This is a genomic window from Synechococcus sp. A15-24 (genome assembly GCF_014280195.1).
In the GTDB taxonomy this organism is placed as follows: domain Bacteria; phylum Cyanobacteriota; class Cyanobacteriia; order PCC-6307; family Cyanobiaceae; genus Parasynechococcus.
In genome coordinates, this window is the sequence record NZ_CP047960.1 from 1,781,882 (window position 1) to 1,794,456 (window position 12,575).

At 53.8% G+C, this 12,575-nt stretch carries 20 protein-coding genes and 1 tRNA gene; 17 read left to right on the top strand and 4 right to left on the bottom strand.

Features of this window, described 5'->3' with window-relative positions; translation table 11 throughout:
- The first annotated feature begins 46 nt into the window (after positions 1 to 46).
- From SynA1524_RS10120 to SynA1524_RS10140, 5 genes are all read left to right on the top strand, one after another.
- Complete coding sequence (locus tag SynA1524_RS10120) at positions 47 to 949, top strand: phycobilisome rod-core linker polypeptide (RefSeq protein ID WP_186497577.1); 903 nt, start codon at positions 47 to 49, stop codon at positions 947 to 949.
- A gap of 225 nt (positions 950 to 1,174) precedes the next feature.
- The gene (locus SynA1524_RS10125) at positions 1,175 to 1,450 is read left to right on the top strand and encodes a DUF2470 domain-containing protein (RefSeq protein WP_011128848.1); all 276 of its coding nucleotides are present in this window, start codon (positions 1,175 to 1,177) and stop codon (positions 1,448 to 1,450) included.
- A gap of 31 nt (positions 1,451 to 1,481) precedes the next feature.
- Positions 1,482 to 2,117: a ComF family protein gene (locus SynA1524_RS10130; protein ID WP_186497579.1), complete on the top strand. Its 636-nt coding sequence runs from the start codon at positions 1,482 to 1,484 to the stop codon at positions 2,115 to 2,117.
- Between the two features lie 30 nt (positions 2,118 to 2,147).
- Positions 2,148 to 2,220: transfer RNA gene (locus SynA1524_RS10135), tRNA-Phe, on the top strand.
- A 21-nt stretch (positions 2,221 to 2,241) separates the two neighbouring features.
- Positions 2,242 to 2,481, top strand: coding sequence for a hypothetical protein (locus SynA1524_RS10140; protein WP_186497581.1), 240 nt, complete (start codon positions 2,242 to 2,244; stop codon positions 2,479 to 2,481).
- 5 nt (positions 2,482 to 2,486) lie between these two features.
- Here SynA1524_RS10140 and SynA1524_RS10145 read toward each other — a convergent pair whose 3' ends face one another.
- A complete protein-coding gene (locus SynA1524_RS10145; RefSeq protein ID WP_186497583.1) occupies positions 2,487 to 2,891 on the bottom strand; it encodes a hypothetical protein in 405 nt (134 codons plus the stop codon).
- Positions 2,892 to 3,019: 128 nt separating this feature from the next.
- On the opposite strand from SynA1524_RS10145, the gene SynA1524_RS10150 reads away from it, so the two are divergent.
- The 12 genes from SynA1524_RS10150 (at position 3,020) to SynA1524_RS13085 (ending at position 11,676) form a co-directional block, all read left to right on the top strand.
- The gene (locus SynA1524_RS10150; protein ID WP_186497585.1) at positions 3,020 to 3,688 is read left to right on the top strand and encodes a TVP38/TMEM64 family protein; all 669 of its coding nucleotides are present in this window, start codon (positions 3,020 to 3,022) and stop codon (positions 3,686 to 3,688) included.
- Between the two features lie 110 nt (positions 3,689 to 3,798).
- A complete protein-coding gene (locus tag SynA1524_RS10155; RefSeq protein ID WP_186497587.1) occupies positions 3,799 to 4,230 on the top strand; it encodes a hypothetical protein in 432 nt (143 codons plus the stop codon).
- A complete protein-coding gene (locus SynA1524_RS10160; protein ID WP_186497589.1) occupies positions 4,230 to 4,802 on the top strand; it encodes a bilin-binding protein in 573 nt (190 codons plus the stop codon). The genes SynA1524_RS10155 and SynA1524_RS10160 overlap by 1 nt, the downstream gene beginning before the upstream one ends.
- A gap of 70 nt (positions 4,803 to 4,872) precedes the next feature.
- Positions 4,873 to 5,631, top strand: coding sequence for a phycobilisome rod-core linker polypeptide (locus SynA1524_RS10165; protein WP_186497598.1), 759 nt, complete (start codon positions 4,873 to 4,875; stop codon positions 5,629 to 5,631).
- 1 nt (position 5,632) lies between these two features.
- The gene (locus SynA1524_RS10170; RefSeq protein WP_186497600.1) at positions 5,633 to 6,346 is read left to right on the top strand and encodes a pentapeptide repeat-containing protein; all 714 of its coding nucleotides are present in this window, start codon (positions 5,633 to 5,635) and stop codon (positions 6,344 to 6,346) included.
- 178 nt (positions 6,347 to 6,524) lie between these two features.
- Complete coding sequence (locus SynA1524_RS10175) at positions 6,525 to 7,409, top strand: phycobilisome linker polypeptide (protein ID WP_011128857.1); 885 nt, start codon at positions 6,525 to 6,527, stop codon at positions 7,407 to 7,409.
- Positions 7,410 to 7,464: 55 nt separating this feature from the next.
- Entirely contained in the window at positions 7,465 to 9,111 is a 1,647-nt protein-coding gene (locus tag SynA1524_RS10180) for a phycobilisome rod-core linker polypeptide (protein ID WP_186497602.1), read from the top strand.
- 74 nt (positions 9,112 to 9,185) lie between these two features.
- A complete protein-coding gene (locus SynA1524_RS10185) occupies positions 9,186 to 9,920 on the top strand; it encodes a phycobilisome rod-core linker polypeptide (RefSeq protein WP_011128859.1) in 735 nt (244 codons plus the stop codon).
- A gap of 118 nt (positions 9,921 to 10,038) precedes the next feature.
- Positions 10,039 to 10,212: a hypothetical protein gene (locus tag SynA1524_RS10190; RefSeq protein WP_158305753.1), complete on the top strand. Its 174-nt coding sequence runs from the start codon at positions 10,039 to 10,041 to the stop codon at positions 10,210 to 10,212.
- On the top strand, positions 10,202 to 10,744 hold the full coding sequence (locus SynA1524_RS10195) for a phycobiliprotein lyase (protein ID WP_186497604.1): 543 nt from the start codon (positions 10,202 to 10,204) through the stop codon (positions 10,742 to 10,744). The genes SynA1524_RS10190 and SynA1524_RS10195 overlap by 11 nt, the downstream gene beginning before the upstream one ends.
- A gap of 8 nt (positions 10,745 to 10,752) precedes the next feature.
- Positions 10,753 to 11,367, top strand: coding sequence for a chromophore lyase CpcT/CpeT (locus SynA1524_RS10200; protein WP_186497606.1), 615 nt, complete (start codon positions 10,753 to 10,755; stop codon positions 11,365 to 11,367).
- Positions 11,368 to 11,370: 3 nt separating this feature from the next.
- A complete protein-coding gene (locus tag SynA1524_RS13085; protein ID WP_186482125.1) occupies positions 11,371 to 11,676 on the top strand; it encodes a CpeR family transcriptional regulator in 306 nt (101 codons plus the stop codon).
- Positions 11,677 to 11,686: 10 nt separating this feature from the next.
- On the opposite strand, the gene SynA1524_RS10210 is transcribed toward SynA1524_RS13085, so the two are convergent.
- The 3 genes from SynA1524_RS10210 to SynA1524_RS10220 are packed head-to-tail and all read right to left on the bottom strand — an operon-like array spanning position 11,687 to position 12,562.
- Positions 11,687 to 11,920 carry a Nif11-like leader peptide family natural product precursor gene (locus SynA1524_RS10210; protein WP_186497615.1) on the bottom strand — a complete coding sequence of 78 codons (234 nt, stop codon included), beginning with the start codon at positions 11,918 to 11,920 and terminating at the stop codon, positions 11,687 to 11,689.
- Between the two features lie 37 nt (positions 11,921 to 11,957).
- Positions 11,958 to 12,239, bottom strand: coding sequence for a Nif11-like leader peptide family natural product precursor (locus SynA1524_RS10215; protein ID WP_286188565.1), 282 nt, complete (start codon positions 12,237 to 12,239; stop codon positions 11,958 to 11,960).
- 2 nt (positions 12,240 to 12,241) lie between these two features.
- Positions 12,242 to 12,562 (bottom strand): hypothetical protein, encoded by a 321-nt coding sequence (locus SynA1524_RS10220; protein WP_186482128.1) that lies wholly within the window; start codon positions 12,560 to 12,562, stop codon positions 12,242 to 12,244.
- Positions 12,563 to 12,575: the final 13 nt, after the last annotated feature.

A 12,575-nucleotide genomic window follows, 5' to 3' on the forward strand; every position in this document is an offset into this window, starting at 1 on the left:
TTCATAGCTTTATCCTCTCCGATATCAATCTCAATACAGATCAGAAATGATCGCCATCAAGCCGACCCGCGACTTCACGAATCTTGGCCGGATTTCATTCTCCGCCAACAACGCCTCCAAACCCAAACAGAACACTGCAATCAATCGCTACCGAGCCGAACAAGCCCAGGGGGGCTTGATATCGCGCAAAGGCCTGGCTGCATCCTCACAAAACGAGTACAAAGAGAATCTTTGCTCAGCGATGGGGATTGGAATCGGCCCCAGAGTTCACAGCGAATGTCCTTTTAGGAGTGTTAATGATCAATATGCTGCAACAGGGAACGAAGCTCTTGAGGTGGCAATCGAAGCGGCATATCGGCAGGTACTCGGGAATCTTGGACCAACGATCAGTCAGAAATGCATCGAACTTGAATCGCAACTAAAGAATGGGGAGATAAGCGTCAGAGATTTCGTGGCGGGACTTGCAAAGAGTGATCTCTACAGGGAAAACTACTTTTCGAAAGTTTCGCCAATCCGCGGCATCGAGCTGAACTACAAGCACCTTCTCGGTCGGCCGCCGATCAATCAAGCAGAAGTAAGTGCTGCCATAACCCTTATCGCATCCAAAGGCTTTAATGCGTTCATCGATCAGATCACACGGTCTGGGGAATACCTAGAGGTTTTCGGAACAGACACAGTTCCATACCTGCGTGCATGGACATCAGAAGCACGCGCCTATTGTTCAACTTTTGCCAACCTTGCTCGCGTCACTCCTGGCAATGCAAGCTCAGACACTATTGTTGAGCGACGGAGCCAACTGGTTGTTGAGTTCAGCAATGCACGCAGCCTGAGCGAGGCTGGCAACAAATATGAAGTCAGTGGCTTCTCTTATTCCAAAGCAACAAGCGATCCCACCTCTGCGGCATTCCTCAGAATGTACCAATCCAAAACAGCAAAATCCTGGAACTAATCAACATAAACCACCAAAATCCAGGCTGACCAAACGTAGGACTTGCGACACGCAAATCCTACGTTTTCGAAGTCAAATCAGTTATGACTAAAAAACTCCAAGAAATTCTTTCTATTTTTTTGTTTGTAGTGTTGTCTTGCTACGTCGGCTTTAGTGCTGTTCGCTTCGGCTCACTGCTGTGGCAACGCTTGAGCTAACTCCAGCAATTTCCTCCTTAGCAGCAAAATGCCTTCTGATCCTTTGACTCCTGCCGTCAGCGCTCGGATCTGCAAACACATGAATGAGGATCACGCTGAGGCCGTTTTGGCCTACGCCCACCACTACGGCGGAGTGGATGCAGCATCGGCCGCCGAAATGGTGGCTGTCTCCGCAACAGACATGGAGCTGAAGGTGGACGGACAGCCACTGCGCATTCCCTTCGATCACACCCTCACCGACAGCGAGGACGCCCATCGCACCCTTGTGGCGATGCTTCGTGCCATGCCCAAACAGGACGCCTGAGGGGAATCCTTCCAGCAGCCTTGCTTGATCGTTGTACCACCAACTGCTGAAGCTGGGCCGACAGCTGCTGATTCAGCCCACCTGCCGGCTCTGCCGATTCCCCCTCTGTCCGGACACTGAGGCAGACCCGATCTGCCCGCCATGCCATGACCGGTTTCAGCTCAAAAAAGGTGGTCTTTACGGATCGGCACCGCTGCCATGGCATGGCCTCTCGTATTACGACGGTGCTTTCCGCACCCTGCTGCTGCGACTGAAACGCCGTCCTGACGATCGTCAGTTGTCGGCCCTGATCGGTTGCCTGCGAGCAACCCTGCCGATGCCGTATCCAGCCGTGCTCATTCCTATCCCCAGCTGGAAACGCCGGCGGGCTAACCCCTTGCCGGGCTTGATTGCCACAACCCTGTGCCAGGTCCGAACCGATCTGCTGCAGCGCACCCGGGCCAGCGCCGGCCAACATCACCTGAACCGTCAGCAGAGGTTGTCGAACCTCAGCGGTGCCTTCAAGGTCAGCGCCCATCTACAAGCCATGGAGATCTGGCTGGTGGATGACATTCTCACCACAGGGGGCACAGCCCTGGCAGCGAGACAAGCCCTGCTGGATGCCGGTCATCAGGTCTGCGGCTTGATCTGTTTGGGGCGCACCCCCATCCGTCGCCTCCGGCGGTGATTTAAAGTGTTTGTGTCGCGTAGGCGACGTGCCGGGATAGCTCAGTTGGTAGAGCAGGCGACTGAAAATCGCCGTGTCCCCAGTTCAAATCTGGGTCCTGGCATCTTTTGATGCCTAATCTGTCGTGTCATTCATCTCACCTGATGCAGGCACGGATCGGGTGTTCGATAACGCCGACAGCTTTGCGATGGTGTTTGATCGCACCTGGAAGCAGTTGCGATCAAGGGGCAACGGTGATGTGAGTCACGTCGACCACCTGGAAGCCGTGTTCGCGGCCATGGCAGATCATCCCTTTCTGATCAGCTCGCCCGAGATGGCCAGACAGGTTGCTGCCTTCCGGATCCGCCTACTGGAGCTGAGCTGAAGCGATCAAGCGGAGAGCAGGTCGATCTGCGGGTCATCGACGTACTCGGTGTCACCCTCAGCGTCGTCACTGACCGCTTCGTCTTCCACCCGCTCGTCTTCGATCGCCTCGTCGAGATCACTTTGAGGTTCCGATGGGGATGTGTCCTCAGCGTGGAGAGCAACCACCTGCGCCGGAGCCAGACGATCTCGGAGCAGGCGCACCTTCTCCTCACTGGCTGACAGCAACTCGCCAGCGTCATCACTGATGGCGTCTTGATCGTCATCGGCGATCTGGCTCTTCTCCACTTCAGCCAGCCTCGCCTCCAGGGCCATCACACGATCAGCCAGTGTCTCGGCCACTTCACTGAGGTTCAGCAGATGGGTGCACAACTGCTGCTCGAACGCGGTGCGCGGGGAGGAGGTGGTCACCGGGCTGGCCTCGTGTTTAGAAATTTCGCTGATGGTATCGATGCTGAAGCGGCTGTCCACGGGCTGCCTGACAGGCGGTTGATCGCAGGAAGCTGGCTTAAATTCCTGACCCAAGAACGCGGGTGTTGATGTCCAGGCTGAGCAAGGTGCTGAAGATCAGCGCCTGGGTGGCGGCATTCATCGTTGTCGTCGTGCTGCTGCAGCGCTATGGCATTGCACCGCTTCAGGACGCCGTGAAAGGGATGGGGTTCTGGGCGCCGCTCGGCCTATTTCTGCTGCGGGGCGTAAGCATCATTCTTCCGGCCCTGCCGAGCTCGATCTATTCGCTGCTGGCAGGTTCCCTGCTGGGCTTCCAAACCGGATACCTCACGATCACCCTCTCGGATCTGGTGTTCTGCAGCACGGCATTTTTCATCGCCCGTCGCTGGGGTCGTGGTCCGGTGAGCCGTCTGGTGGGGGCCAGCGCGATGAAACGCATCGATGGCTTCAGCAAGAACCAGCTGGAGGGCAACTTCTTTTTGATGACGGGCCTGCTGATGACCGGTCTGTTTGATTTCCTCAGCTATGCCATCGGTATCAGCCGCACCCATTGGCGGGTGTTCGCGCCAGCGCTGCTAATCAGCGTGTTGATCAGTGATTCGATCCTCGTGGCCGTAGGCGCGGGTGTGGCCCAGGGCGCCAGCCTCACCCTGGGCTTGGCTCTGCTCGCGATGTTTGGGCTGGCCACCTTCACAGGACTGATGAAACGGAAAGCAGCGTCCAAGGACGCCCCCCATCCCCCCGTGCACCCAGGCTGATCACAGACAGCAGATCCCTTCACCCGTGCATGTCGAATCACCCGCCAACCAGGCTGCGGTGATTGTTTTAAGGAACACTGGTTACGTTGATGCGATGAGGCCTGTTCTCGATGAGCGCGCTTGCTGATCCGAGAATCGAAGTGTTACAGGATCAGGCCGGGGCTAGTGGTGAACTGGATCTGCCCATCGGCGAAGGATGTTTCCGCATCAACCTGCGCGACGAGAACATCGAGCTCTGGCAAGAGACGCTGGAGCAGCAGAACGCAACCCAAAGCACCCAACTGTTGCTCGCCTGCGAAGAAAGCGGCGGTGAACTGAAGGACACCCGACTCACCTGGGTGGTGGGTTCAGCCATTCGCAGAGCCAGCGCCAACAGCCCCACCGCAGCAGCTCTGTTGTTGCAACAACTTGGCATCCCTGAGCCTCTGACCAAGGCCGCTGTCGATCGTTGCCCGGGGCTTGGTGACGACCTGGTGTGGGCCTTTTATCTAGAACGTCATGGCTGGCTCATTGCCACCCCTGTCGCCGCCATCCAGCCTTGATGGCTGACATCCCTGACTTGGCAGAGCTGATTCGCAGCGCTCAAGTGCAAGGCCTCAGCGGCGACCACTCTTTGCATGAAGAAGCGCGCCAGATCATTGGGGCAGCAGATCAGGAGCATCGCCAACTCAGCCAGGAGGAACTGCTCAGCCTCTGCGCAGCCTCTGGACAGGATGCGTCACTGCTCCGAAGGCTCCAAAACCATGCGGATGACCTGGTGAACCAGGCCAGATGCCACCTGCTGGAGCAACAACCACAGCTCGTGCAGCCTGGCGGAGCCCTGTTCCCCAGCGAACGGGCCGATGCCTGCTGGCGGGACTGCTGGAACTTTCTGCGCGTGATCGTCTATGCCATGGCCTGCCAGCGAAGCAACTTCACAAACCCCACAGGCATGGCAGCGCTGCGTGAGCTGTATCAGCGGATGGACGTGCCAACGGAGGGCCTGAATATCGCCCTCATGGAGCTCAACGTGCTTGCAGCGCAGAAGTTTGAGCGCGGAGCAGATCAGGAGCTCATCAACGCCTGCTTCCAACACCTGATCGAGCGGCTCAATAAAACTGCAGTTAAGAGCTGATAAGAGAAAAAAAGACTCCGTCGGACCACGAGAGGATCAGCCTCTAGGCATTTCCACTCACGGCACGCGCATGTTCCTCCCGCTCCTCGGATATCCGCTCAGTGCACAGAACAGTCGCGTCAGCAACCTGGCCGGTGACAACAGCACCGTCCAGAGCCCGCTCTACGGAACGTCTGCCGCCGGAGATGAAAGCACTCGGGCCGAGATGGACCGCCTGATCGAGCAGGCCTACCTGCAGGTGTTTTTCCACGCCATGCGAAGCGATCGCGAACCATTCCTGGAATCCCAACTGCGCAGCGGCAACATCACTGTTCGCGATTTCATACGCGGCCTTCTGCTCTCCGAGAGGTTCCAGCAGGGGTACTACCAGTGCAACTCGAACTATCGGATGGTGGATCAGGTCGTGGGCCGTGTTCTCGGTCGACCCGTCCATAGCGATGCCGAACGGCGAGCCTGGTCGATTGTGATCGGGGAGAAGGGTTTCACAGCATTCGTTGAAGCCCTGCTGGACAGCAGCGAGTACATGGACAGCTTCGGCTATGACCTCGTGCCGCAGCAACGATCGAGGCTGCTCCCCGGACGGGCCCTCGGGGAAACGCCGATTTACCAACAGTTCCCGCGCTACGGGGCCGACTGGCGGGATGCACTGCAGGATCGGGCCCCAAGCGATCAAGCCGCTCAGATGCAACAGCTGGAGACATCCGCGGCCTGGGTCAACGGCCAGCCTCCGGCCTTCGCGCTAAGGATCTGGCTTGGACTTGCCCTGGTAGGAGTATTTGAACTGGGACGGGTGGTCCTTACGATCGCTTTGGCAATGGCGAAAAGTTGACATGTCAACCACCGGATCTGCACCCCTCAACCTGCGTGAGTGGACGGCACCGGAAAAACTCTTACCAAACGGTTCACCTCTAGTACCCGTTGATGCAAGAGGTGCTGACTGGCACGGGATCGAGCTGGGCGAGCTCGATTTACGCGGAGCAAAGCTTTGTCGCTGCGATTTACGAGGCACAGATCTCAGTCATTGCCAACTTGATGGCGCTGATCTCCGCCTAGCTCGCTACGACAGCCAAACCGTCGTACCTGTTGGTTTCGACTTGAGCAACAGTGGAGCTGTGGGGCCCGGCGCCAAGCTCAACGGTGTTTATCTCAACAGCTCCGACCTGCGAGGCATGGATCTGCGGGGAAGCATGCTGCTTGGCAGCTATCTGAGTGGAGCTGACTTAAGCGGAGCGATACTTGATGGAGTTTCACTGGCCGGTTCAGATCTCCGGTCGTCCACCATGCGGGGAGCAATGTGCCGCGGGACACGATTCGGCACCTGCGAACTCGACATGGCTGATCTTCGCGGCGCTGACTTGGAAGGAGCTGTTCTAGAAACGGTCGAGTCGATCAGAGGCACCGATTTTTCCCTCTGCACAGGGCTGGGCACTCAGATCGATGCTCTGTTGTCCCGATCAGTTGAAGAACTCGATTGCTGGAACCCCTTAACACGCTCCACAACGCGGAACAGCCTTGAATCGTTACGGGCTGCTAGAGCCGATTAGCCCCGGCCTGCCCACATAAAGCCACAAAGCCTTAACCCACAACTGCTTGGGGGCGAGGGAATTTGGCAAAAGGGTCACTCCACGCAACACATGAACACACTTGATTGAGGTTTATAAAGAACACGTTCTGTCAGAACGCTTCTGACGGAGCATTGCATGGCGAAACGTCAGAGCATCCATGCCCTTTGGACCTGCCTCACTTCTAGGGGTCGAACGCTTCTCGGAAGAGAGTGAGGCACCATTCGAGCTGATCCCTGGCGATGACGATGCCCGAAAAGAGCAGATCATTCGGGCGGTGTACAAGCAGGTTCTTGGCAATGCTTATGTCATGGACAGCGAGCGTCAGGTTGTCGCTGAATCTCAGTTCAAGCTTGGAGAGATCAGCGTCCGTGACCTGGTTCGCCGCATAGCCAAGAGCGACCTGTATCGCAGCCGCTTCTTTGAAAGCTGCGCACGTTACCGCTACATCGAGTTGGCCTTCCGCCACCTACTGGGTCGCGCGCCCGCCGACTTTGAGGAAATGCGTGGTCATTCTGAGCGGCTTGACAGCAGTGGATACGACGCCGACATCGACAGCTTCGTGGACTCTGATGAGTATCAAAACGCTTTCGGGGAATGGACGGTGCCCTTTCAACGGGGTTGGAAAACCGAAAGCTGTGGAACCATGCAGGAGTTCACCTGGAGCTTTCAACTGTTGCGAGGCAATAGCAGCAGCAGTCTGAAAGGAGACCTAGCTGGCATCAGCAGCAAGCTCGGTGGTTCTGCTTACCAGAACCGAGCCATCCCCGTGGTCCCACCGTCTTCAACCGAGGCCTTGGGATGGAGCTTCCGTCCTTCCCCAAATCTGCAGGATGCACCAACTCGCCTGGGGGTCGGCGCAGGCGAGCAAGGCCTCACGTATCGCGTGGAGGTCACCGCCTACAGCGCCAACAACGTTCGTCGGATCTCCCGCTACACCCGCAGCAACCGGGTCTTCTACGTGCCGTTCGACAAGCTCTCGGAGCAGTTCAAACGCATCCACCGCGAAGGAGGAAAGATCGCCAGCATCACACCGGTGACCTGAAGCTCCCCTCACTGAAATCACGTACACCAGACCACTTCAAAATCTCACCTGAACAATGGCCAGCAATCAAACATCACTCGGCTTTGGAGCAACCACGAAGTGGGGAGATCCAGTCAGCTTCCAGCGCAAAGGCCAAGCTGGTCAGAAGCCGGCCCTGACTATTGGGGAGTTCAAGAAGCAATCCTGCGATCAAATGGCGATCGGGGTGGGGCCCCGTAGTCACGCCGACTGCCCTCACCGTGTCACAAGCGAGTGCTACAGCCCAGAGGACAATGGTGCTCTAGAGACAGTCATTTCAGCGTCGTACCGACAGGTCTTCGGGAACGCTCATGTCATGAATTTTGAGCGGTGCACAGAACTTGAGGCTCAGCTCAGAGACGGCCGTCTGACCGTGCGTGATTTCATTAGAGGTCTGGCAAAGTCAAGCTTCTACAAGAGCCGGTTCTTCAACAGCGTTGCTCCACAGCGGGGTGTTGAACTGAATGTCAAACATCTTCTAGGGCGCGCTCCGGAAACTCAGGCTGAGATTTCTGCCATGATCACCCTGCAGGCAGAACAGGGGCAGGGAGCCCTCATCGACAGCATCGTCGATTCAGCTGAATACCTCGAGGTATTTGGAAGCGATGTTGTGCCTTATGCCCGCTCTTGGAGTTCTCCTGCAGACCTTTCTACTGCTGCATTCCCGATGCTGGCAGCTCTCGAGAAGAGTTTCGCCGGCAGTGATAGTGCCCGTGGAGGAAGCCCAGCGCTAACCAGAAGCCTGGCCTCCGGCATCGCTCCTCGGATCAGCGTCCCGAGTCAGGCCGTGGGCGTGCGTCCCTCCGCAAGCTTCACTTCTGGTCGTTTCAGCAGCAAAGCTCCTGGCATCACCAGTGGTAATGACTCCGCTCCGCTTCGCGGCGACGCATACGTCACCTTCGGTCTTGGTCAGCGTGAGCAGGAAACATTTCAGCGTTGCCCAGGAGACAGCCCGGATCAGCTCAATGCCCTGATTCGCTCTGCATACAAACAGGTCATGGGTAACCCCCACCTGATGGAGTTTGAACGCGCTCTGTCGGCAGAAAGCAAGTTCATTGATGGTTATTTGAGCACCCGTGAATTTGTGCGGGCTGTCGGCCTTTCAGCTGAATACAAGCGGCGATTCTTTGAAACCAACGCTCCTTATCGATTCATCGAGCTGAATTTCAAACATTTCCTCGGTAGAGCCCCACAGTCTCAAGCGGAGATCAGCGAACACACCAAGATCCTCGCCGAAGGTGGTTATGAAGCTGAAATCTGCAGCTACGTCGACAGCGTGGAGTATCAGAGCATCTTTGGTGAAGACACCATTCCATACGCCAGGATCCTTACCGAAAACGGCCGCTCCCAGGTTGCCTTCAATCGACATCTCAGCCTGGCAGAAGGCTTCGCAGCTAGTGACACGGTCCTGAGCAGCTCCTCTCTTGTCTCCTCCGTTGCCACGGGAATGGTTCCCAGTGGATGGAGTGCTACGACCACCCGAATTAACCGAACTGGAACACAGTCAGGCGCTCCTGATCCCACGAAGAAGCGCTTCCGGATTGTCGTAGCAACCCAGGCAGCTCGGTCACGTCAGCGCACCGCAGGAAACACTTATCTCGTCTCCGGCAAGGACATGTCCAGCCAAATGAAGTACATCCATGCACGTGGAGGCAAAATTGTCTCCATCACTGAGGTGATGTAAGAGCAGATCTAGTCCTGCCATAGGGGGCCGCCTCCTGAAGCGGCCCTTATAGATTTCAAACCCATTCCAGCATCATGACTGAGCCCACAACTCTTGCTTCACAACCCAACGTTGATACCAGTCATGCTGCTGTGGTCGTTCAACAAACGTATCGCCAAGTCTTCGGAAACCGACACCTGATGGAGCTTGATGTCAATAGCTCCATCGAGGCACTATTCATGAATGGTGATCTCACCGTCCAGGGTTTTGTCATGGCCCTCGCGCAGTCTGACACCTACAAAAAACTGTTCTTTGAGACCAATAGTCCCTATCAGTTTGTTGAACTTAATTTCAAGCACCTTCTTGGCCGACCTCCTCATGATCAGGTCGAGCTAATGAATCACGTGAGACTGCTGCAAGACGAAGGATTTGAAGCCGAGATAGCAAGCTATGTCTACAGCGAAGAATATCTTTCAGCCTTCGGAGTCGATCAGGTCCCATACAACCGCGCCTCAGAAAGCATGGTTGGAGGACGAACCCTGAACTACACCCGATCAAGAGTTGTTGATGCAGGTTACGCCGGATACGACAGTGCTGAGCGCCAGTCCAAGTTGCTGCAAAGCCTGTGCTCAGGCAACTCACCAGACGTGGTTGATCGCAAGAGTGTCGGAAACGCCAACTCCTTAACGATCAATTGGACGTCACGCCGCCAGGTTGGAGCCAATCGGCGCGCTGTACAGAAATCGGTGGTCAATCAGACATCCATGTCGGCAACGATTCGCTCGATCCTGTCCCAAGGCGGAAAGATCCTTTCTATTGCGAAGGCTTAATCCTTAGCGCTTTTTCCACAATCCAGACAGGCAAATCAGTCATGATTGCCGAGTGGTCATACAAAGGTGACCCTCAAGAACACATTCACCAGATTCAAATCGGAAACGGTTATTCCCAATGCCAATTCTTCGCCCATTTTCAAGAGAACAACCGACTCAGAACACAGCTTTTCAGCAATCAGTAGCTTCTGCACCAATGGCCATGTCGATGATGATCGATTCAATGGTTAACATGATGCATAGCAATCGCCAGCCGCTGGATGAGCACAATATTAAAAAGTATGACGATTGAGCAATTTGTTGCTCAAAGTGTGGGTAAATGGCGGTCCATGAGATCTGGTCATTCTCTCGCTTTTCAACAATTTGAAGACGTTCTTAGCGAAGTAAGCATTGAATCCATCGAGAAAGACGATTCTGCTGTTCAAGATTTACTCTCAACCGCAACTTCTCATCAAGGACATAGCTCCGACATAGTCGCGCCATTCAGGATGGAATGGTCAGCTGAAAGTGACTGGGAGCCCGAAGATCCATCTCAAGTTTCATCAGGCTCGTGCCTGATCATCCCACTGAAAAAAAATGATTATTCTGGCATCTTGATCAGAAGTGTGGGGTATGCCGAATCAGAATTAGCAGAGTCGACATACCAGTTCTTAGATGATGGCACATTCTTACTTACAACTCACTATGAACAATCAATAGCAGAGGAAAGAATCTGGTTTGTTTCAGACAATGTTCGGTGCAGATCATCTGTGTTGAAGACATCTGCAGGCTCAGGAGTTCTGCAAACTTCATTTGCCTCTGAAGTCAGACGAGTCAAGGCCTAGATATATACATGAGAAATTATTCAGCGATTGCAGACTTTGCCAAGACTCTTGCAGGCACGTTCGATAACATTAATCAAGCACAAGAAAATCCAAAGGATTTCGCACGAATCAAAATTTTTTTTCGACCATTACCATGGCGCATCTTTAGAGGACCAGGTTTTTATTCTGAGCAATGCTATGACTATGCTCCGTGGGATCCCTACCGGCAAGGGATACATCGGCTAGTACTAGATCAGAACTTGTTTGTAATGGAGAATTTTGCCTTTGATAATCCTCGCCGACTTGCTGGCGCTGGATGTAATCCCGAACTTTTGGACGATCTGCATTCAGAATCATTGAAGAGGCGCTGCGGCTGTGCCATGCATTTCCGATCCATATCTCCTGGACACTACGTTGGCAATGTTGAACCCGGGAAAAGTTGTCTAATTCCAAGGGACGGAAAATTGACTTATCTTGTCAGTGAAGTTGAAGTCAATCAAACCTCCTGGATTAGTCGGGATCGTGGATTTGACCCAGAGAACAATGCGCAAGTCTGGGGATCAGAGCATGGCATGCTGCGATTCAAAAAAATCACAAGTTTTTCAAAGGAAATCACTAACGAGTGGCTCGAGCTTAAAACCTGAACAATGGTTGATTATGATAAACAAATGAAAACGTGGATACGTTCACAACATTTAATCTGTGTTGGAAGTGATTTTATTTTTGAAACTGTTGATCAAACTCAATTAGACAAGTTCGAGACTTGCATTAGAGCCATGGGAGGGAGAATTAGAACTGTAAAAGCCGTTGGAAACTGGCCAATGGGGCCTAGACGATCATTCAAGATCCTGCAAGCAACTGCAAGTGTTCCACGACCCGGCGGCGAGGCTTTAGTGACCTACTGGGCCAAAAAGGGAAGCAAAACAACAAGGTACTCTGAGATATCTTCTTGATAATTGAGGCTCATTCATCAAACCATCCCATCCAGGTATCCTGAGTAAAGTCAGTGTGCTTGCTCCACCTTCTTAATATAGTCAAGGAATCGAATTCATATCCCTTAGATGCAGCGATTGCGATCACATCATCTTGATTGAGAGCTGCCTTAATTTCAGCTTTGAGATCAGGATCCTGACGAACCATTGTAATGAATGATTCCAAAGATAAATCTTGCTTTACGTTAGAGGAGGAATCCGTCATACCAGAGACTGCTCAATAGAGGTAATCTCATTGTAGATCAAACTCCATCCATCAGCATGGCACGCCATAAGGCAACCTTCCGAAATGCCCAGGACCAATGCTCAACAGGTACGACAAGAATCTTTGCCAATTCTGAATCACTCAAAGTCTTACGATCCAAAGAAAGATGTAGCTGCCATTCACTTGATGAAAAAATAAATCCCTTGGAAGCTGCATAATCAACAATATCCTGGTCAGTCTTACAAGCCTTCAAACCAGTGGCGATTGAATGGTCATACACAACCGCCTGGATAAATTCGTTAATCGGAAGAGTATTCATTCTCAACAACTCTCAATCCACAAAGCAAAGTTGACCCTTGTACAAATCATTTGAAGCACCAATGGCCCCCCAGGACAACGCAGAAGTCGCCATGGAATATTCTTGTCTAGGACACCAGAATCAACGGTGATCTTTGGTGGACTTGTTGCCTGTTCGTAGGGTATCAATGCAGCACCAGTTAATGCTGGTTCAATTGAATCGACGATTGTTTTCAGCTGATCGAGAGTTGTGATCTCGTTTAACTCGGATTGGACTTCCTCCCGTGCTTGAACGGCAGCGACGAATTCAGAGAGCGCTTGCTCACGCTCAGGGGACACAGGCATCGTGTTGCGACGA

Coding starts and splice junctions, on each gene's coding strand:
- SynA1524_RS10120 (WP_186497577.1), top strand. CDS start 47: ATGATCGCCATCAAGCCGACCCGCGACTTCACGAATCTTGGCCGGATT.
- SynA1524_RS10125 (WP_011128848.1), top strand. CDS start 1,175: ATGCCTTCTGATCCTTTGACTCCTGCCGTCAGCGCTCGGATCTGCAAA.
- SynA1524_RS10150 (WP_186497585.1), top strand. CDS start 3,020: ATGTCCAGGCTGAGCAAGGTGCTGAAGATCAGCGCCTGGGTGGCGGCA.
- SynA1524_RS10155 (WP_186497587.1), top strand. CDS start 3,799: ATGAGCGCGCTTGCTGATCCGAGAATCGAAGTGTTACAGGATCAGGCC.
- SynA1524_RS10160 (WP_186497589.1), top strand. CDS start 4,230: ATGGCTGACATCCCTGACTTGGCAGAGCTGATTCGCAGCGCTCAAGTG.
- SynA1524_RS10165 (WP_186497598.1), top strand. CDS start 4,873: ATGTTCCTCCCGCTCCTCGGATATCCGCTCAGTGCACAGAACAGTCGC.
- SynA1524_RS10170 (WP_186497600.1), top strand. CDS start 5,633: ATGTCAACCACCGGATCTGCACCCCTCAACCTGCGTGAGTGGACGGCA.
- SynA1524_RS10175 (WP_011128857.1), top strand. CDS start 6,525: ATGCCCTTTGGACCTGCCTCACTTCTAGGGGTCGAACGCTTCTCGGAA.
- SynA1524_RS10180 (WP_186497602.1), top strand. CDS start 7,465: ATGGCCAGCAATCAAACATCACTCGGCTTTGGAGCAACCACGAAGTGG.
- SynA1524_RS10185 (WP_011128859.1), top strand. CDS start 9,186: ATGACTGAGCCCACAACTCTTGCTTCACAACCCAACGTTGATACCAGT.
- SynA1524_RS10190 (WP_158305753.1), top strand. CDS start 10,039: ATGCCAATTCTTCGCCCATTTTCAAGAGAACAACCGACTCAGAACACA.
- SynA1524_RS10195 (WP_186497604.1), top strand. CDS start 10,202: ATGACGATTGAGCAATTTGTTGCTCAAAGTGTGGGTAAATGGCGGTCC.
- SynA1524_RS10200 (WP_186497606.1), top strand. CDS start 10,753: ATGAGAAATTATTCAGCGATTGCAGACTTTGCCAAGACTCTTGCAGGC.
- SynA1524_RS13085 (WP_186482125.1), top strand. CDS start 11,371: ATGGTTGATTATGATAAACAAATGAAAACGTGGATACGTTCACAACAT.
- SynA1524_RS10210 (WP_186497615.1), bottom strand. CDS start 11,920: ATGACGGATTCCTCCTCTAACGTAAAGCAAGATTTATCTTTGGAATCA.
- SynA1524_RS10215 (WP_286188565.1), bottom strand. CDS start 12,239: ATGAATACTCTTCCGATTAACGAATTTATCCAGGCGGTTGTGTATGAC.
- SynA1524_RS10220 (WP_186482128.1), bottom strand. CDS start 12,562: ATGCCTGTGTCCCCTGAGCGTGAGCAAGCGCTCTCTGAATTCGTCGCT.